The 15639-nt window shown below is 38.0% G+C and carries 14 protein-coding genes; 1 reads left to right on the top strand and 13 read right to left on the bottom strand.

Going from position 1 to position 15639, the window contains the following annotated elements:
- Positions 1-21 precede the first annotated feature (21 nt).
- Positions 22-2649: a hypothetical protein gene (locus WBF63_RS01735; protein WP_424367968.1), complete on the top strand. Its 2628-nt coding sequence runs from the start codon at positions 22-24 to the stop codon at positions 2647-2649.
- On the opposite strand, the gene WBF63_RS01730 is transcribed toward WBF63_RS01735, so the two are convergent.
- From WBF63_RS01730 to WBF63_RS01670, 13 genes are all read right to left on the bottom strand, one after another.
- Positions 2646-3896: a type IX secretion system plug protein domain-containing protein gene (locus WBF63_RS01730; RefSeq protein ID WP_424367967.1), complete on the bottom strand. Its 1251-nt coding sequence runs from the start codon at positions 3894-3896 to the stop codon at positions 2646-2648. The genes WBF63_RS01735 and WBF63_RS01730 overlap by 4 nt on opposite strands.
- Positions 3897-3983: 87 nt before the next feature.
- A complete protein-coding gene (locus WBF63_RS01725; protein ID WP_424367966.1) occupies positions 3984-6134 on the bottom strand; it encodes a DUF7619 domain-containing protein in 2151 nt (716 codons plus the stop codon).
- Positions 6135-6188: 54 nt separating this feature from the next.
- Positions 6189-6470, bottom strand: coding sequence for a GNAT family N-acetyltransferase (locus WBF63_RS01720; RefSeq protein WP_424367965.1), 282 nt, complete (start codon positions 6468-6470; stop codon positions 6189-6191).
- Between the two features lie 60 nt (positions 6471-6530).
- Positions 6531-6923, bottom strand: a complete 393-nt coding sequence (locus WBF63_RS01715) for an OsmC family protein (RefSeq protein ID WP_424367964.1) — start codon at positions 6921-6923, stop codon at positions 6531-6533.
- Positions 6923-7819, bottom strand: coding sequence for a pirin family protein (locus tag WBF63_RS01710; protein ID WP_424367963.1), 897 nt, complete (start codon positions 7817-7819; stop codon positions 6923-6925). The genes WBF63_RS01715 and WBF63_RS01710 overlap by 1 nt, the downstream gene beginning before the upstream one ends.
- Before the next feature lie 66 nt (positions 7820-7885).
- Positions 7886-8770 carry a pirin family protein gene (locus tag WBF63_RS01705; RefSeq protein WP_424367962.1) on the bottom strand — a complete coding sequence of 295 codons (885 nt, stop codon included), beginning with the start codon at positions 8768-8770 and terminating at the stop codon, positions 7886-7888.
- A 68-nt stretch (positions 8771-8838) separates the two neighbouring features.
- On the bottom strand, positions 8839-9435 hold the full coding sequence (locus tag WBF63_RS01700; protein WP_424367961.1) for a Crp/Fnr family transcriptional regulator: 597 nt from the start codon (positions 9433-9435) through the stop codon (positions 8839-8841).
- 120 nt (positions 9436-9555) lie between these two features.
- Entirely contained in the window at positions 9556-10698 is a 1143-nt protein-coding gene (locus tag WBF63_RS01695) for an acyl-CoA dehydrogenase (RefSeq protein WP_424367960.1), read from the bottom strand.
- A 67-nt stretch (positions 10699-10765) separates the two neighbouring features.
- Positions 10766-11257, bottom strand: a complete 492-nt coding sequence (locus tag WBF63_RS01690; protein ID WP_424367959.1) for a CvpA family protein — start codon at positions 11255-11257, stop codon at positions 10766-10768.
- Positions 11257-12414: a cysteine desulfurase family protein gene (locus WBF63_RS01685; RefSeq protein ID WP_424367958.1), complete on the bottom strand. Its 1158-nt coding sequence runs from the start codon at positions 12412-12414 to the stop codon at positions 11257-11259. Before WBF63_RS01685 ends, WBF63_RS01690 begins: the two co-directional genes overlap by 1 nt.
- 11 nt (positions 12415-12425) lie before the next feature.
- Positions 12426-12884, bottom strand: coding sequence for a hypothetical protein (locus WBF63_RS01680; RefSeq protein ID WP_424367957.1), 459 nt, complete (start codon positions 12882-12884; stop codon positions 12426-12428).
- Positions 12885-12985: 101 nt separating this feature from the next.
- Positions 12986-13801: a DUF4846 domain-containing protein gene (locus WBF63_RS01675; protein ID WP_424367956.1), complete on the bottom strand. Its 816-nt coding sequence runs from the start codon at positions 13799-13801 to the stop codon at positions 12986-12988.
- A gap of 124 nt (positions 13802-13925) precedes the next feature.
- Positions 13926-15626: a ribonucleoside-diphosphate reductase subunit alpha gene (locus WBF63_RS01670; RefSeq protein WP_424367955.1), complete on the bottom strand. Its 1701-nt coding sequence runs from the start codon at positions 15624-15626 to the stop codon at positions 13926-13928.
- Positions 15627-15639 lie beyond the last annotated feature (13 nt).

Here is a 15639-nt window from a genome sequence, read left to right as displayed (position 1 = left end):
TTTTCTTAATCTTTTGTGATATTGAAACCATTATTCATTTTTTTTCTAATTATTTTCTCGGTAAAGTCTTTTTCCCAGGTCATTATTTCAGGACAGGTTCTTTCTAAAGATTTAGAATCTGTTTCCCACGCAAATGTCACGATTACAGATTCTGTGGGTCTGATATTGGCTTATGACATTACCGACAAAAACGGGAAATTCAGCATAGCTTTGGACTCAGAATTAGCAACTTTGAAATTAAATGTTCGAGCTCTAAACTATTCCTTTCATTCAGAAATAATGGAAAATAAATCCCAAGAATTTGAAATCCATTTATTTCCTGAAATCACTGTTTTAAACGAAGCCGTAATCAAACAAAGACCTATCAGACAGAGGGGAGATACTATTAATTACGATGTTTCCGCTTTTCAAGAACAAAAAGACCGTGTAATCGCCGATGTTCTGAAAAAAATGCCAGGAATAGAGATTGAGCCCGGCGGCAGGATTCTCTATCAGGGGAATCCTATCAATAAATATTATATAGAAGGCATGGATTTACTCGAAGGAAAATACAGACTTGCCAACGATAACCTTCCTGCAGATGCGGTTTCACGTGTACAGATTCTGGAAAATCACCAACCCATCAAAATATTGGATAGTGTAGTGCATAGCAATCAAGCTGCGCTGAATATACGGTTAAAAAAGAATATTACCACCACTGGAACAGCCGAATTAGGTGCCGGCTTTACTCCTTTGCTCTGGAAAGCAAATCTTACACCTATGTTTTTTTCAAAACAACAGCAGATGATAGCTTCCTATCAGGGAAATAACATAGGAGAAGATGTTTCTTTGCAACTTCGGACTTTGACACTGTCAGACTTAATGAACCAGAGCGAAACACAGACTCACTATAATTGGCTAAGCGTATCAAATGCGTTAACTCCACCAATTCCGGAAAAAAGATGGCTGGACAATGAAGTCCACTTGGGAACGGTTAATTTTCTGACCAAATGGAAAAACGACTATGATTTTCGGGTAAATGCCGCTTATTATAACGATTACCAAAAACAACTTTCGAATTCTAAAACCACTTATTATTTTCCTTCCGATACGATTTCGATTGTAGAAAATCGAAGAAATTCGAAGTTGACCAATCATTTGAACACTAAATTTTCATTGCTCAAAAACAACAAATCCAATTATTTTCAAAACGTCCTGGAGTTCAAAGGAAATTGGGAAAACCAACATGGAATGCTCTATAATCTGACTGATTTAATTGATCAAAAAACCTATAAACCTTCGTATTCAATTTCCAATCGTTTTAACACCATTCTTCCAGTCGGAAAACAATTTATAACAGTTTCATCCCATATTTCTTACGAATCCAAACAAGAAAACTTAAGCATCGTTCCTGGTCAGTTTACAGAAATGCTCAGTGATTTAATTGAGACGTTTGAAAATCGACAAACGGTTGATTTTGAAAGATTTTATTTGGAAAACCATGTGGGAATCACCAAACAATTGGGTTATTTTACATTGGCTCCCAAAATAGGAAGTCAATTTATTGCTCAAAATTTCGATTCTCAATTAGGAAATCAGGACGGAGCCTTGGTCGGTGAATCTTTTCAAAATGATCTGAATTGGAAGCAATTTAAAAACTATTTTGATTTGAATGTACAATTCAAAAAAAGAAATTGGAAAGTCAGTTTAGATCTTCCCGTTCAATACTATTTGTTTGCCATTTCAGACCCAAATTTGGAGAAAATTTCTACCGAGAGGTTATTGGCCCTCCCCAGCCTGTCCATCGGTTATCAACCCAATTCTTTCTGGGTTATGAATCTGAACGCCAATCTTGACAATCAATTTGGTAACATTAACAATTTCTATTTTGGGTATTTATTGCAAAATTACAGGTCCTTGGAAAGAATCAACACCAGTATTCTCCCCCATACTTTTTCTCAAAATTACAGCGTTTCAGTCAACTATAAAAACCCTATCAAATCCTTGTTTGGTAGTTTGAATTATCGTTTTTCGAATTCAAAAAACAATTTAATTTACAACCAAACGATGGATGAAAACGGAAATTCTATTTTAGTAACAGAAGAAAATGACAATTCGTCAATTAACCATTCTGTTTCCGGAAAAATAAGTAAGTACTTTAGTGATATTCGTTCTACTGTTGGTTTCAATACAAATTATACGACACAAAAACAGGCACAAGTTTTCAATGGTGAGCTTATTTATTTTCGGAATTATGGATGGATCATGGGTGCTAAAATTAACACAAATCCTTGGGATTGGTTTTCTTTTGAATATGATGGAAAAGTCTTACTGAATCAAAATCAAATCAATAAGCATCCTGCCCATAAAATAAATTCTTTTCAACATTCATTTTCCCTCAACTTCTATCCTTTTGACAATCATTTCTTCCAATTTCGGACAGATTATTATAGAAATGACTTTAATTCAGATAAGCACGAAACAATATTTTCAGATCTGAAGTATCGATTTACATTTCCAAAAACCAAGATCGATTTGGAAGCGAGATGGACCAATATTTTTAGCCAAGATTATTTTACAACTGTATCGAATTCTTCCATCTATTATTCACAGCAAACCAGCAAACTCAGGCCTTCAGAATTCTTCTTGAGCATTAAATTCTCTTTTTAATTCCTGGTGTTGACTTCACCGTAACCCATCAAAACATCATAACGAACACCCCAAGGACGGTAATAAAATAAACCCTGGTATTGATTTTCGGTTTGCCAGAAACTTCCATTTACAGAGGAATAGCTGACAGCTTGGGTCGTTTTGTCTAAAACGGCGTACTGGTAATTATAATAGCCTTGCTTTAGCAAAACCATCACTTCCCAATAATTGGAGTCGGCCAATTTCAAACGGTATTCTGGCGAAAGTTGCCAATTATTAAAAGCTCCTACTACGTACAATTCTTTGGTTCCTCCGGCATCGTCAAATTCATCCAACGCAAAATGAACCCAAGTATAATCAGCCTGAGAGCCCGATAAATTCTGGTCCGACAAATTAACATTTCGGACATAAAAAGCCCCATTTACATCGGGTTCATCAAAATAGCCGAGGTTCCATTTCTGGAAATCGGGACGTAAAACCGTATGGTATAAATTTTCATCCTGAAATATCCTTTCCGTGCTCATCGCAGGAACATTAATGTTTTTGGTGTCAAACCATAAATATTCGCTGTTTCCTTCAAAAAGATGATTCTGATCGCGATAAGTTAGCTGACTGCTTTTGATAAAAGAAGGTTTTCTAATGGTGAGATTATCTTCCCAGTTTCCATTTTTCATAATGAAAAGCGTGGCGCCGTCGGGCGTTTCGGTCAGATTTTCTTGACCACTACTGACAATCACGTTCAGTCGCTGGTTCAAATTCCCCGTTCCGATTCCTCTTTCTGCCTGCATTCCGACTGTCACTTTCCGGTCTTCATAAAGTGCAAATCTTCTGGTAAAAACAGGATTATTTTCGTCGCGTGTATAAACTTTTATGGCATAATTCCCCGGCAATTTCAATCGCATATTCTGATTGGGAATCATCAACCGATAATTTGTATAATTCTGATATGTATTAAAAGAATTTCGGTAATCCCGAATGTAATCAGAACTATATCCGTCCAGAAATTCAGATTGAAAAACCCCCGAAGGCGTCCAATCGGCATTGTAATGTTCGATTTTATAATTGTATTCCTGAAATCCAGCGTCTAAATCATCAAAAGACAAAACCAGATATTCGCCGCTCAGTCTTATAACCGGTGTCTGGTCATTGGTTTGCGGATTAAACATCTGAACGGTTTTGATGTGATCCGGTGGATTGGCTTCAGAATAAGTTTGAGCTAATCCAAAACTCGAAATGCATAAGGCGAATAGAACAATACTTGACTTCATATTTTCAAATGTAGAAAATTGATTTGAATTTAAAAACAAAAGGCAGTTTCTGATCAAAACTGCCTTTTCATTTAATTATTGTTTTTTCTATTTTTTTATCAATTTATAGGAAACCAAACCTTTCTCAGTTTGGATTTTCAAGATATACATTCCTTTTGGTAATTGTGAAATGTTTTGCGAAGATTGATTGGAATTCAATTTTGAAACCTGGATCAACCGTCCTGCTACATCGTAGATTTCAACTGAATTGATTTTGTAATCCGATTGAATCATGAATTGAGTGGTGGCAGGGTTAGGGAAAATCGAAACGGAGCTCAATTCTACTTCTTTCGTACGCATGATTTCAAATGTCGTTACGGCTTCGTTGGTCGTAATCGGATAATTGTAATCAAAATAAATATCGGCATAGCTCATTACAGAATCTCCAATCTGCAATGATTCCAACGATTTGATGGAGAATAAAATATCACCTTCTTCATTTGGACCTAAATCAATTTCTTCAAAGAAAAATTCAGCTGTATTGTCCACTACTCTTGCTTGAACTTCATGCGAAGTATTTAATAACTGGAAACTGGAAACTTCATAATCCTCAGGATTAATAGGCATCGCCACTACAACTCTTTCAGCAGGAAAATTTCCTGTATTCTCAAAACGGATACGGTAATGCAATTCTTCACCAATCATTTCCGGAGCAACAGACTCACCCTGTAAACACGCAATATCGTTAGGGTCAAAAGAACCGACTACTTCTTGATTTAACTCAAAAGAATTATCATTAGGATTTTCGTCTTCACCAATGTCGATTTGTGCAGAAAATGGTAAGTTATCGCCAATATTTACCGGAGGAGTGTCGGTTGGAGAATTGACTTCAAAACTCAATACGATCGTCCTATTTTCAAAAGGATTTAGGTTTGAAAAATTGTAATTTAATAATCCCGAAGATTGATTGTTTGGTGTAACTGTACTATTCAGAAAATCCAATTTATCTTCATCGTATTCTAAACTTATGGTTCCCGAAACGGTTTGATTTCCTTTATTTCGGTACACCAAACGGTAGGATGCTTCAAATCCTGGGCGTGCAGGCACAAGTTGAGAGAAAATAATCTCTACATCAGGGTGGTTTCCGTTGGGTGAAATACAGAAATTTTGGGTTTGTGTACTACCATCCAAAAGAGGAAAATTTAAATTTGCATTTGCTGGAGAAATGATAAAATAATCTGGATTTTCTATGATTTCAGGAGTGAGTGTAAAATTGCCTTCAGGTACATAAAAAGTATATTCTCCTTCATTATTTGCAAAAGTATGTCCGGTTTCGGTTCCATCCGAGATGTTTATTTGCAAATGAGAATTTATAAATTCACTTCCTGCTTCACAATTACCGTTATTGTTAGAATCAAATATCACAGTTCCTTCTATGATATTATTTATCCCTCCTGGAGAATAGGAACAATAGGTTGAATAAAAAGACCCTTCAGGTAATTCTCCTTCAAATTCATCTAAATCAGATTCATCTAAACATACAAAACAATTTTCAGGAATTTCGTCACCAAATGGATTATGAAGGGAATATAATGTTACATAATTGTTGCCATTTTTAATGTTAAGATAAACTAAGTCATCATTCCCATTAATATTTAATCCTTCTAAAGCATAATTATTTGATAAATCAAGGGTTACTAAATCATTCAGAGCTATATTTAAGGAACGTAGCGAAATATTATCAGAGACATCAATACTGTCAAGAGAATTTCCTCTAAAATTAACAATTTCTAAATTTGTTAAGCCCGATAAATTTACATTTATTAAACTATTTAATCCCGCATCTATTTCTACAAGATTTGTAAAACCCGATAAATCTAAATTGTAAATATTATTAAAATAACAATTTAAATGTGTTAATTCGATTAATGATATTTCCTCAATAAAATCAGAATCCAGTTGTTGATTCCCACTGCAATCCAGTTTTCTGATGTTTTCAAATGAATTAATTCCTTCTAGTGAAGAAATATTAGAATCTGGAACTCTTAAATCATATACAACTAAAGCTTCTCCATCCTGTATTTCATTATCTCCATTCACATCAATAGTAATATTATTCCCATTAACATCTTTAGCAATATTATTTGAAGGACTTGCCTCCAACAACTTCGCCTTAAAATTCGGATCTGGAATATTTATGATTTGCGCCTGAAGTGTAAAAAAGAACAAAAGAAATAGAAGAGAATAGATTTTTTTCATGAGTAAAATTTAGATGAGCAAAAATAAACATTTCTACAATTTGAAATGTTAAATCTACCCTCTCACATCCTGAATTTCAGCGACTTTATCAAAAACCGATTTAGCGAAAGGACAAAGCGGTATGATTTTTAAATGATTGGCACGAGCAAAATCCACCGCTTCCATCACCATTTTTTTACCAACTCCCCGTCCGCCGAAATCAGGATTTACTTCGGTGTGGTCAATGATAAATTTATCTGTGCCTGCCCAGCTATAGGTCATCAGTCCGGCTTGGACTTCATTGTCCATTGCTCTGAAAAAACCTTTGTTTCCGTTATTTATGCGTTCGATTTTCATAATTTTTGAATTTCTCCGTTAAAGTTAGCCAATTCATCACAAACTGAAGTCTTTTTGGCTTTATATTAATTCGGATTGAATTTCAATTTGACTGGTCAGCATCCGATGAACCGGACATTTCCCGGAAATTTCATATAATTTCTGCCTCTGGGCTTCGTCAAGATTTCCTACAAAACTGATTTTCTTGGTAAAACTGGTCTGGGTAAATTTCAAATCCCGCTCAAAATCTACTTCTACAATGGCTTCTTCCAAATCCCATCCTTTTCGGTCGGCATACATTTTCATTGTGATAGAACTGCAAGAAGCAAGTGCCGCCGCAAGTAATTCGCCCGGCGTCGGCCCTAAATCTTTTCCTCCCACAGAAATAGGCTCATCCACTATGAAATGATGTGGATCGGTTCTGATTTCCGTTCTGTAATTTTCCTGTTTTGTAACTGCAATTGTTTTGACCATTAGGCTTTGGGTTTTAAATTTTTATACGCATCGGGCATAGGAACATATCCGTCATCACCGGGAACCAAAGGAAATTTATGGTTCATCCAGTCTTGTTTGGCTTGTTCAATTCTTTCCACTCGACTCGAAACGAAATTCCAGAAAATATAACGCGGCTCCGCAAAGGGCTCACCTCCAAAAATATAAACAGTTGTACCGGGCGCCATCTCAAATTCGCAAAGCTTGGTATCTTTGGCAATCAAAATATGTTTGGGTTCGTAACGGTTTCCACTATCTTCAATACTTCCTTCCAAAATGTACAAAGCACTTTCGCCATAGAGTTCGTGACCGATTTTTACTTTCCCTCCCTGTTCCGATTTTATTTCGATGAAATATAATTTACTGTAAACCGGAACCGCGGATTTATGTCCGAGTGCTTCTCCCGCAATCAGTTTGAAGTGCATACCATCCTGCTCCCAAGCAGGGAGCTGAGAAGCATCCAAATGATGAAATTCGGGATCCATTTCTTCCAGCTCTTTGGGCAAAGCCACCCAAATCTGTAAACCGTGAAGATGCTTATCGGTCGTACGCAGATATTCGGGCGTTCTTTCTGAATGCACCACTCCTTTTCCGGCCGTCATCCAGTTCACAGCTCCCGGCTCAATGACAATGTCAGAACCGATGCTGTCCTTGTGCGTAATAGCGCCTTCAAACAAAAAAGTCAAGGTAGATAATCCAATGTGCGGATGCGGGGCTACATCCAGATTTTCATGGTCTTTCAAGGCTGCCGGTCCCATGTGGTCGATAAATGCAAAAGGCCCTACCGTTCTTTTTTCCCGAAAGGGAAGCAGTCTGCCTACGAGAAAGTTGCCAATATCCGCCGCTCTTTCTTCTATAATTAATCCAACATTAGACATTTCCAATTAAATTTTAATTCCCGATTAAATTAGTCAAAATAGCTGAATTAAACTCAATATTAAGATTTAAAATTCTTCGTCCAGATACCCAAACTTGCCTGAATTATAATCGTGAAAAGCATCCCAAATTTCCTGTCGGGTGTTCATCACAAACGGTCCGTGTGCCATGATCGGTTCGTGAAGCGGCTGTCCGCTCAAAATCAAAACCACCGAATTCTCAATTGCTTCCATTTTAAATTCCTCACCTTGATTCTTAAACAATACAAAATGATCTGCTGTCACTAATTCGGATTCATTGACTTTGATTTTTCCTTCGATTACCAATATTCCGGTGTTGAATTCCGCCGGAAAATTAAATTCTGCATTTCCTCCTTGATTCAGTTTTGCATTGAAAACATTTACCGGCGAAAATGTGCTTGCCGAACCTTTTGTTCCCTGAAATTCTCCAGCGATTATTTCTACTATTCCGAATCCGTTTTCAAGCTGAACTTTGGAAATCTGTTCATTTTTAAGCGGCTGGTATTTAGGCTTGGTCATTTTGTCTTTGCGAGGAAGATTGACCCAAAGCTGAACCATCTGAAAATCACCTCCTTGTTTCGAAAATTCTTCCTCATGAAATTCCTTGTGCAAAATCCCTGAACCGGCTGTCATCCATTGCACATCGCCCTGCCCGATTACGCCACCACCACCCGCACTGTCATTGTGGGCAATTTTACCGTGATACACAATGGTCACGGTTTCAAATCCGCGATGAGGATGAACACCTACGCCTCGGATTTTATCGGTCGGAGGGAAATTATGTTTTGAATTGTAATCCAGCACCAGAAACGGATCCATGCGTTCCATAGTCAATTCTGGAAGTCCCGGAATAAAATTATGCATTCGGAATCCATCGCCGACCATGTGAACTTCTGGCGGCGAAAAAACCCATTCTATATCTTTTGTTTCCATATCATCTGATTTTGACACAAAATTAGTTCTCCGGGAAATTCTGTGCATTGATATGTGATAAGAAGGAATTAGTCCGGGCGAAAGTTTTTACGAGCAAGTTCCTTGCGTACGCGACTGAGTGATTCGGGTGTGATACCGAGATAGGAAGCCGTCATCCATTGGGGAACACGAAGTAGAATGTCCGGATAAAGTTTAATGAAATCCATATAACGAACTTCAGCCGAAGCACTGATCAGCAAATTGATTCTTTTGTGTAAATGCCGAATGTGGTTGTTGAGCGCCAGCATATTGAACCGCTGAAAACTCGGACTCATTTCTGATAATTTTTCAAAAAATCCGGTTTCAATCAATATGATTTCCGAATCTTCTACTGCCTCAATATATTGTTCCGAAACACCATCAAAAAGAACACTCGACCGGTCTGAAATCAGCCAGTTTTCCGGTGCGAACTGTAAGATATGTTCCTTACCACCATCGTCCAGCGTGTAGGCACGAAGCAATCCTTTGGCCACAAAAAAGGTATGGTTGCAACTATCCCCGGGACTGAGGATAATTTCGTTTTTGTTTACCAACTTCCGTAGAAGTTCGGCTTCCATTAATTTTTCCATTTCGGGCGTGATTTCCACTAATTTTTCACGGAAATACTGTTTGAGTTCTTCGAGCATTCAACAAATTTAGCTTTAATTTTAGTAAGATTTTCAATCTCTCAGAATTAAATCTGAAGAATTAAAAAAACCTTGCTAATCCGAAAATCAGCAAGGTTTAAAACATTATCGCTATTTTTTTTAATCCTTCAAAACAGAACGTGAAATCACTATTTTCTGGATTTCGGAAGTTCCTTCATAAATCTGGGTAATTTTGGCATCGCGCATCAGACGTTCTACGTGATATTCTTTTACATATCCGTATCCGCCGTGAACCTGAACCGCTTCAACCGTAACATCCATCGCGGTTTTGGAAGCAAATAATTTGGCCATTGCACCTTCTTTATCGAAATTCTGACCCTGATCTTTCAACCAGGCTGCGTGCAAACAAAGATGTCTTGCTGCATCAATATTAGTTGCCATATCGGCCAGTTTGAATGCAATTGCCTGATGTTGCGAAATTTCCTTTCCGAATGCTTTTCTTTCTTTCGAATATTTCAATGCCAATTCGTAAGCACCGCTCGCAATTCCAAGCGCCTGAGAAGCAATTCCAATTCGACCGCCCGATAAAGTTTTCATCGCAAAAGTAAATCCGAATCCGTCGTCGCCGATTCTGTTTTCCTTTGGGATTTTCACATCGGTAAACATCAGCGAATGCGTATCAGAACCACGAATTCCTAATTTATTTTCTTTTGGTCCGATTTGAAATCCTTCCATTCCTTTCTCAACGATAAGACAGTTGATTCCTTTGTGTCCTTTTTCAACGTCGGTTTGTGCCATTACCAAATAAACAGAAGCAGAATTACCATTTGTAATCCAGTTTTTGGTTCCGTTCAGTAAATAATAATCGCCTTTGTCCTCAGCAGTAGTTCTTTGTGAAGTCGCGTCTGAACCAGCTTCCGGTTCCGATAAGCAAAAAGCTCCGATTTGTTCACCGGTTGCTAACTTTGTTAAATATTTCTGTTTTTGCTCTTCCGTCCCGAATTTTTCCAATCCCCAGCAAACAAGCGAGTTATTTACCGACATCACAACCGATGCTGATGCGTCCACTTTGGAAATTTCTTCCATTGCCAAAACATAGGAAATCGTGTCAAGTCCGGCTCCGCCGTATTTAGGATCGACCATCATTCCAAGAAAACCAAGTTCTCCCATTTTTTTGATTTGTTCGGCTGGAAATTTCTGATGTTCGTCACGCTCAATCACGCCCGGTAATAATTCATTTTGTGCAAAATCTCTCGCCGCCTGGCGTATCATTAATTGTTCTTCTGTTAATTGGAAATCCATTTTGTTTGTTTTAGAAGCCCAAATATAAGATTTATCCAAAAAGTAAAAAATATCGGCTGATTTTCTTTTATTTCAAAGAATCGCTAAACAAATGGAAGTTTTCTTTAAACAAAGTCACGACTTCATTCAGATAAGGGAGAATTTTACTTCCGGAAATTGTTTCTGGATCAACTAATGTCCCAAAAAAAGGTAAAATATAATAAATCAAAGCACTTAACATCAAAACGTTGAGCAACATACCGAATACAGCGCCACCTAACCGATTGAAAATACCCAGACCTATGGTATGCGTGATTCCGTGGAGAATCTTTCCAACCAGTTTTACCGCAAAATAGATCAGGACAATGGTGACGATGAGCGAAATAAAATAAATCAGTTCAGAAGGAATCGATTCAATATTTTTGACGAAAGATTCGGTAATTCCAGAGAATTTGAATCCGATCCAGATAGCAACTCCAATCGCCAGAAATCCTAAAATTGCTTTGATAAGACCTTTCTGATAACCCCAGATAATCCCGGAAGCAAGAATGAATACAAAAAACCAATCGATGTAATTCATCAGTGTGTCACCAAATGTTTTTCACTGATTTTTCTCAAAACGCCGACCAATGTGTCCACGTCTTCCTTCGTATTATAACAACTGAATGAAACACGAACCGGTGTGGTGGATTCAATCTCTTCCGGTGTAAGAATGGACTCAATCACTGCCGAAACTTTCGAAGCACCCGAGCTACAGGCACTTCCCTGCGAAACGGCAATTCCTTTCAATTCGAGTTCAAATCCAATCAAGGCATCTTTAAACGGAAGCCGGATGTTCAATACGGTATATAAACTTTTGTCGAGATCTGCTGAAAGTCCATTGAAATCAACTCCGGGAATATTTTCGCGAAGCTGCTCAATGGTATATTTTTTTAAATCTTCAATATGAATTTTATGTTTATCCAGATCCTGAATGGCCATTTCAAATGCTTTGGACAAACCTACCACTCCATAAACATTTTCAGTCCCTGAGCGCAATCCACGTTCTTGTCCACCACCTGTAATTTGTGGTCGCAATCCTGTTGATTTTTTAATAAACGCAAAACCAATTCCCTTGGGACCATGCAATTTATGTGCGCTGCAAGAGGCAAAATCAACTTTAAGTTCAGTAAGATCCATCGGATAATGCCCTAAAGTCTGAACCGTGTCTGTATGAAACAAAGCTCCTGCTTCTTCGCATAATTCCTGAATTCGCTGAACGTCAAGTAAGTTTCCGATTTCATTGTTTGCATGCATCAGCGTCACAAGCGTTTTTTTGTCGGACGATTTTAATTTCTCTTCAAAATCTTCATAATCGATTGAACCATTTTTATCCGTATTGACCTTGACAATTTCAACTTTGCGGCACTCGCCCATTTCTGCGCTGGTTTCTTTTACGCATTTGTGCTCAAGATCAGATGTAATAATTCTTCTAACGCCTAGATAATCAACACAAGAACGGATGATAAGGTTATTGGATTCGGTTCCGCAGGAAGTAAAGACAATTTCAGAAGGTGCAACATTCAGAGCTCCAGCAATTTTTTTCCTGGAAAGCTCCATCCTGGCTTTGGCTTCGCGTCCAAACACATGAGTGGAAGAAGGGTTTCCGTAAATATTTTTCATACAATCGGCCATTTCATCAATGACTTCGGGGTGCATGGGCGTGGTTGCCGCATTATCCAAATATACTTTTCGCATCTTCTGTGTTGTTATTTTTTCGTTTTAAATTCAACAACCGGACTTTCCGTTTTCTTCACCACCACAATCATCAAAGGACTGGTAATGGCCATGGTTGCCATACCTTCCGGTGCCGTTGCTGTATAGAAAATTTCCGTTTTATTGCCGGATTGATCAACTGAAGTAATCTCATAAGTTGCCCCGCCACTGTTTTGGCTTCTGAAATGTTGAACTACAACCATTTTGGATGAGAAATCAACTTCAGGAACTATTGTGAAATCTGAATATAAATTGACCGCTTCGTTCCAGAATTTTTTAAATCCTTCCAAATCTGTAATAACTTCGGTTTTTTCCTCACCGCTTCCGCCATATTCAGAAAGATACAAGACTTCAAAATCCTTCATTTTATCTGTATTTGAGGAAGTTACTTGAGAGTTATTACAGGAGATTGCCAACAGCAAAGATCCAAAACAAAAAACCAGATTTTTCATTTTGACTAATTTTAATTCAAATTTAAAGAAATAATTTGGGACGAAATCAGAATCTCACAAAAATCATCTGTGAAGTAACTCTGAAGACATATTTTAAAGAATTAATCCTGAAGAAATTTAAAACGCATCAAATCGGAAGTCATAAAGCGCCATTCAGGTGTAAGGAGCTCGCCTTCTTTCAAATGATACCAAGGACTTATGTCTTCACGATTGGGATTTGCCAAAATTTGAATTTCCTGAGCAGGTTGAAATCCTTGCGCCAATAAAAACAATTTTTCACCTCTGATATTTTGTACCAAATCCACTACAATTACGGCATGTCCGTTGGGTTGTGTATTCTGAACAAAAATATCACCCACCTTGATTTCGTCTAATTTTACAGGTTTCAAATCGGCACAAAAACTTGGAGTAGAAACTCTTTCCATTACAAAATCCATGTACTGATTAAATTTCGCACGTGAATGATCTCCATTTGCAAAATCTGTAAAACTTAATTTTTGTTTATCAGCATGAAAGACTATTTTTTCATAATCTTTCATTTGAAATAAATATTCAGAAATCAGGCGCATTACCGAATCGGTAGAGGTTTGAAGGTTTTTGTCGGAAATAGGCATATCCACGACAGAGACATAAACATTGTTGTTGGGTTTGGTTTTTCCGTTGTAAAACTGAACAAGTGTTCCTTCAGGTTTTAAAGATAAGGTTCTAAGATAATCCCCAAAAGTATTGGATGAAACAGCTACTCTACTGTATCCCAAAGGTGCGTCAAACCTCTCCAACACCGTCTTTCCATAATCATTGATCAGCGGACTACCTTCAACCAAACCCATGGAGTTCGAATAAAGTACACTTTCTTGATTCAACGTATTACATGAAATGATTGATAGTAAAGTAAATATAAAAATACCCTTTTTCATCTGTGAATGTTTCCGATTCGCTTATGGAACACAAACAGAGCAAAAACTATTCCAACCTGCGTTCTTACAATAGAAAAGGCCGTAACGTTTTGAGATTACGGCCTTTTGATTTAAAATGGAGGATTTACGACTCGCAGCTGCTACAGGAAACCAAATTGGTTACCATTTCTTTTGACACACTTTGGCTGCGTTGATAATACAATGTTTTTACGCCTAATTTCCAAGCTTCAATCATCAGATTATTTACATCTTTGATAGGCAGTTCAGACGGAATGTTCAGGTTCAAGCTTTGTGCCTGATCTACAAATTTCTGACGTATGGACGCCTGCTGTATGATTTCCAACTGACTGATTTCACGGAAGGTTTTAAATACTGCTTTTTCATGATCCGTAAGTCCATTAAGTCCTTGAACGCTTCCCTGGTTCAGCATGATGTTTCTCCAAGTATCTTCATTGTCCATACCTTTTTCTTCGAGAAGTTTCGCCAAGTATTTGTTCTTACGCATAAAGTTTCCTTTGGACAATCCGGCTTTATAATAATTGGACGCAAATGGCTCAATTCCGGGCGAAGTCTGACCTAAAATCGCTGAAGATGAAGTCGTTGGAGCAATGGCCATTGTCGTCGTATTTCTGATTCCATATTCTTTCAGTAATTCCGGCTCACCATAAATTCTGGCAAGATCCTGGGTCGCTTTATCAGCTTTTTCTTTGATGTTTTTAAATATTTCAGAAGTCAGCATTTTGGCTTCCAATCCCTCAAATGGAATCATATTTTTCTGCAAATAAGAATGCCATCCCAAAACGCCCAATCCTAGCGCACGGTGACGTTTCGCAAAACGGTTGGCTGAAGCTAAATAATGGTTTCCTTCTGTTTTTTCAATAAATTCCTGAAGTACGGCATCCAAAAAGAATATGGCAAGCTTAACCGCTTCGGTGTCTTTCCATTCATCGTATAATTCTAAGTTCATGGAAGACAAACAGCAAATGAAAGATTCGTCTTCACTCGATGGAAGCATGATTTCCGAGCAAAGATTACTTCCATAAATTCGCATATTTAAATCTTTGTAAACCTGGGGTTTGTTGCGGTTGATATTGTCTGAGAAGAAAATATAAGGCAAGCCTTTTTGTTGACGGCTTTCCAGCACTTTTGCCCAAACCTGACGTTTTTCCACATCTCCGTCAATCATTTCCTGCATCCAGTAATCCGGCACACAAACACCTGTAAAAAGGTTTTGAATGGGGTTTCCGATATTTTTAATTTTTAGGAATTCTTCAATATCGGCATGGTCAATATCAAGATAAGCAGCAAAAGCACCTCTTCTTACGCCTCCCTGTGAGATAGTGTCCATCGCCGTATCAAACAACTTCATAAAACTTACGGCTCCACTACTTTTCCCATTGTCGGTCACTGCACTTCCACGCTCTCTCAGCGAACCGAAATAGCCGGAAGTTCCACCACCGATTTTGGTTTGCATGATTACTTCGCCAAGTTTGTGGGTGATTCCTTCGATGCTGTCGGGAATGAAAACATTGAAACAAGAGATAGGCAAACCTCGCTGGGTTCCCATATTGGCCCATATCGGAGAACTCAAACTCATCCATCCGCGTTCGATCATTTCTTTAAATGGTTCGATCAGTTCGGGTTTATACAAACGTTTGGCTGCTGCCGTTGCTACGCGTTCGATGGCTCCTTCTACGGTTTCCCCTTTCAGAAGGTATCCGCGGTTCAGAATTTGCTCACTTTCCTCATTTTTCCACCAGAGTTTTTCCATCATCTCTGGTTGCAATGACGTTTGCATAGGGAGTTCGTTGTTGTTTGCTTCCATATTTCTTGATATT

Origin of the sequence: Moheibacter sp., from assembly GCF_049672845.1 — a bacterium.
Classification (GTDB): domain Bacteria; phylum Bacteroidota; class Bacteroidia; order Flavobacteriales; family Weeksellaceae; genus Moheibacter.
This window is presented reverse-complemented; position numbering and strand designations above follow the sequence as displayed.

Coding starts and splice junctions, on each gene's coding strand:
- WBF63_RS01730 (WP_424367967.1), bottom strand. CDS start 3,896: ATGAAGTCAAGTATTGTTCTATTCGCCTTATGCATTTCGAGTTTTGGA.
- WBF63_RS01725 (WP_424367966.1), bottom strand. CDS start 6,134: ATGAAAAAAATCTATTCTCTTCTATTTCTTTTGTTCTTTTTTACACTT.
- WBF63_RS01720 (WP_424367965.1), bottom strand. CDS start 6,470: ATGAAAATCGAACGCATAAATAACGGAAACAAAGGTTTTTTCAGAGCA.
- WBF63_RS01715 (WP_424367964.1), bottom strand. CDS start 6,923: ATGGTCAAAACAATTGCAGTTACAAAACAGGAAAATTACAGAACGGAA.
- WBF63_RS01710 (WP_424367963.1), bottom strand. CDS start 7,819: ATGTCTAATGTTGGATTAATTATAGAAGAAAGAGCGGCGGATATTGGC.
- WBF63_RS01705 (WP_424367962.1), bottom strand. CDS start 8,770: ATGGAAACAAAAGATATAGAATGGGTTTTTTCGCCGCCAGAAGTTCAC.
- WBF63_RS01700 (WP_424367961.1), bottom strand. CDS start 9,435: ATGCTCGAAGAACTCAAACAGTATTTCCGTGAAAAATTAGTGGAAATC.
- WBF63_RS01695 (WP_424367960.1), bottom strand. CDS start 10,698: ATGGATTTCCAATTAACAGAAGAACAATTAATGATACGCCAGGCGGCG.
- WBF63_RS01690 (WP_424367959.1), bottom strand. CDS start 11,257: ATGAATTACATCGATTGGTTTTTTGTATTCATTCTTGCTTCCGGGATT.
- WBF63_RS01685 (WP_424367958.1), bottom strand. CDS start 12,414: ATGCGAAAAGTATATTTGGATAATGCGGCAACCACGCCCATGCACCCC.
- WBF63_RS01680 (WP_424367957.1), bottom strand. CDS start 12,884: ATGAAAAATCTGGTTTTTTGTTTTGGATCTTTGCTGTTGGCAATCTCC.
- WBF63_RS01675 (WP_424367956.1), bottom strand. CDS start 13,801: ATGAAAAAGGGTATTTTTATATTTACTTTACTATCAATCATTTCATGT.
- WBF63_RS01670 (WP_424367955.1), bottom strand. CDS start 15,626: ATGGAAGCAAACAACAACGAACTCCCTATGCAAACGTCATTGCAACCA.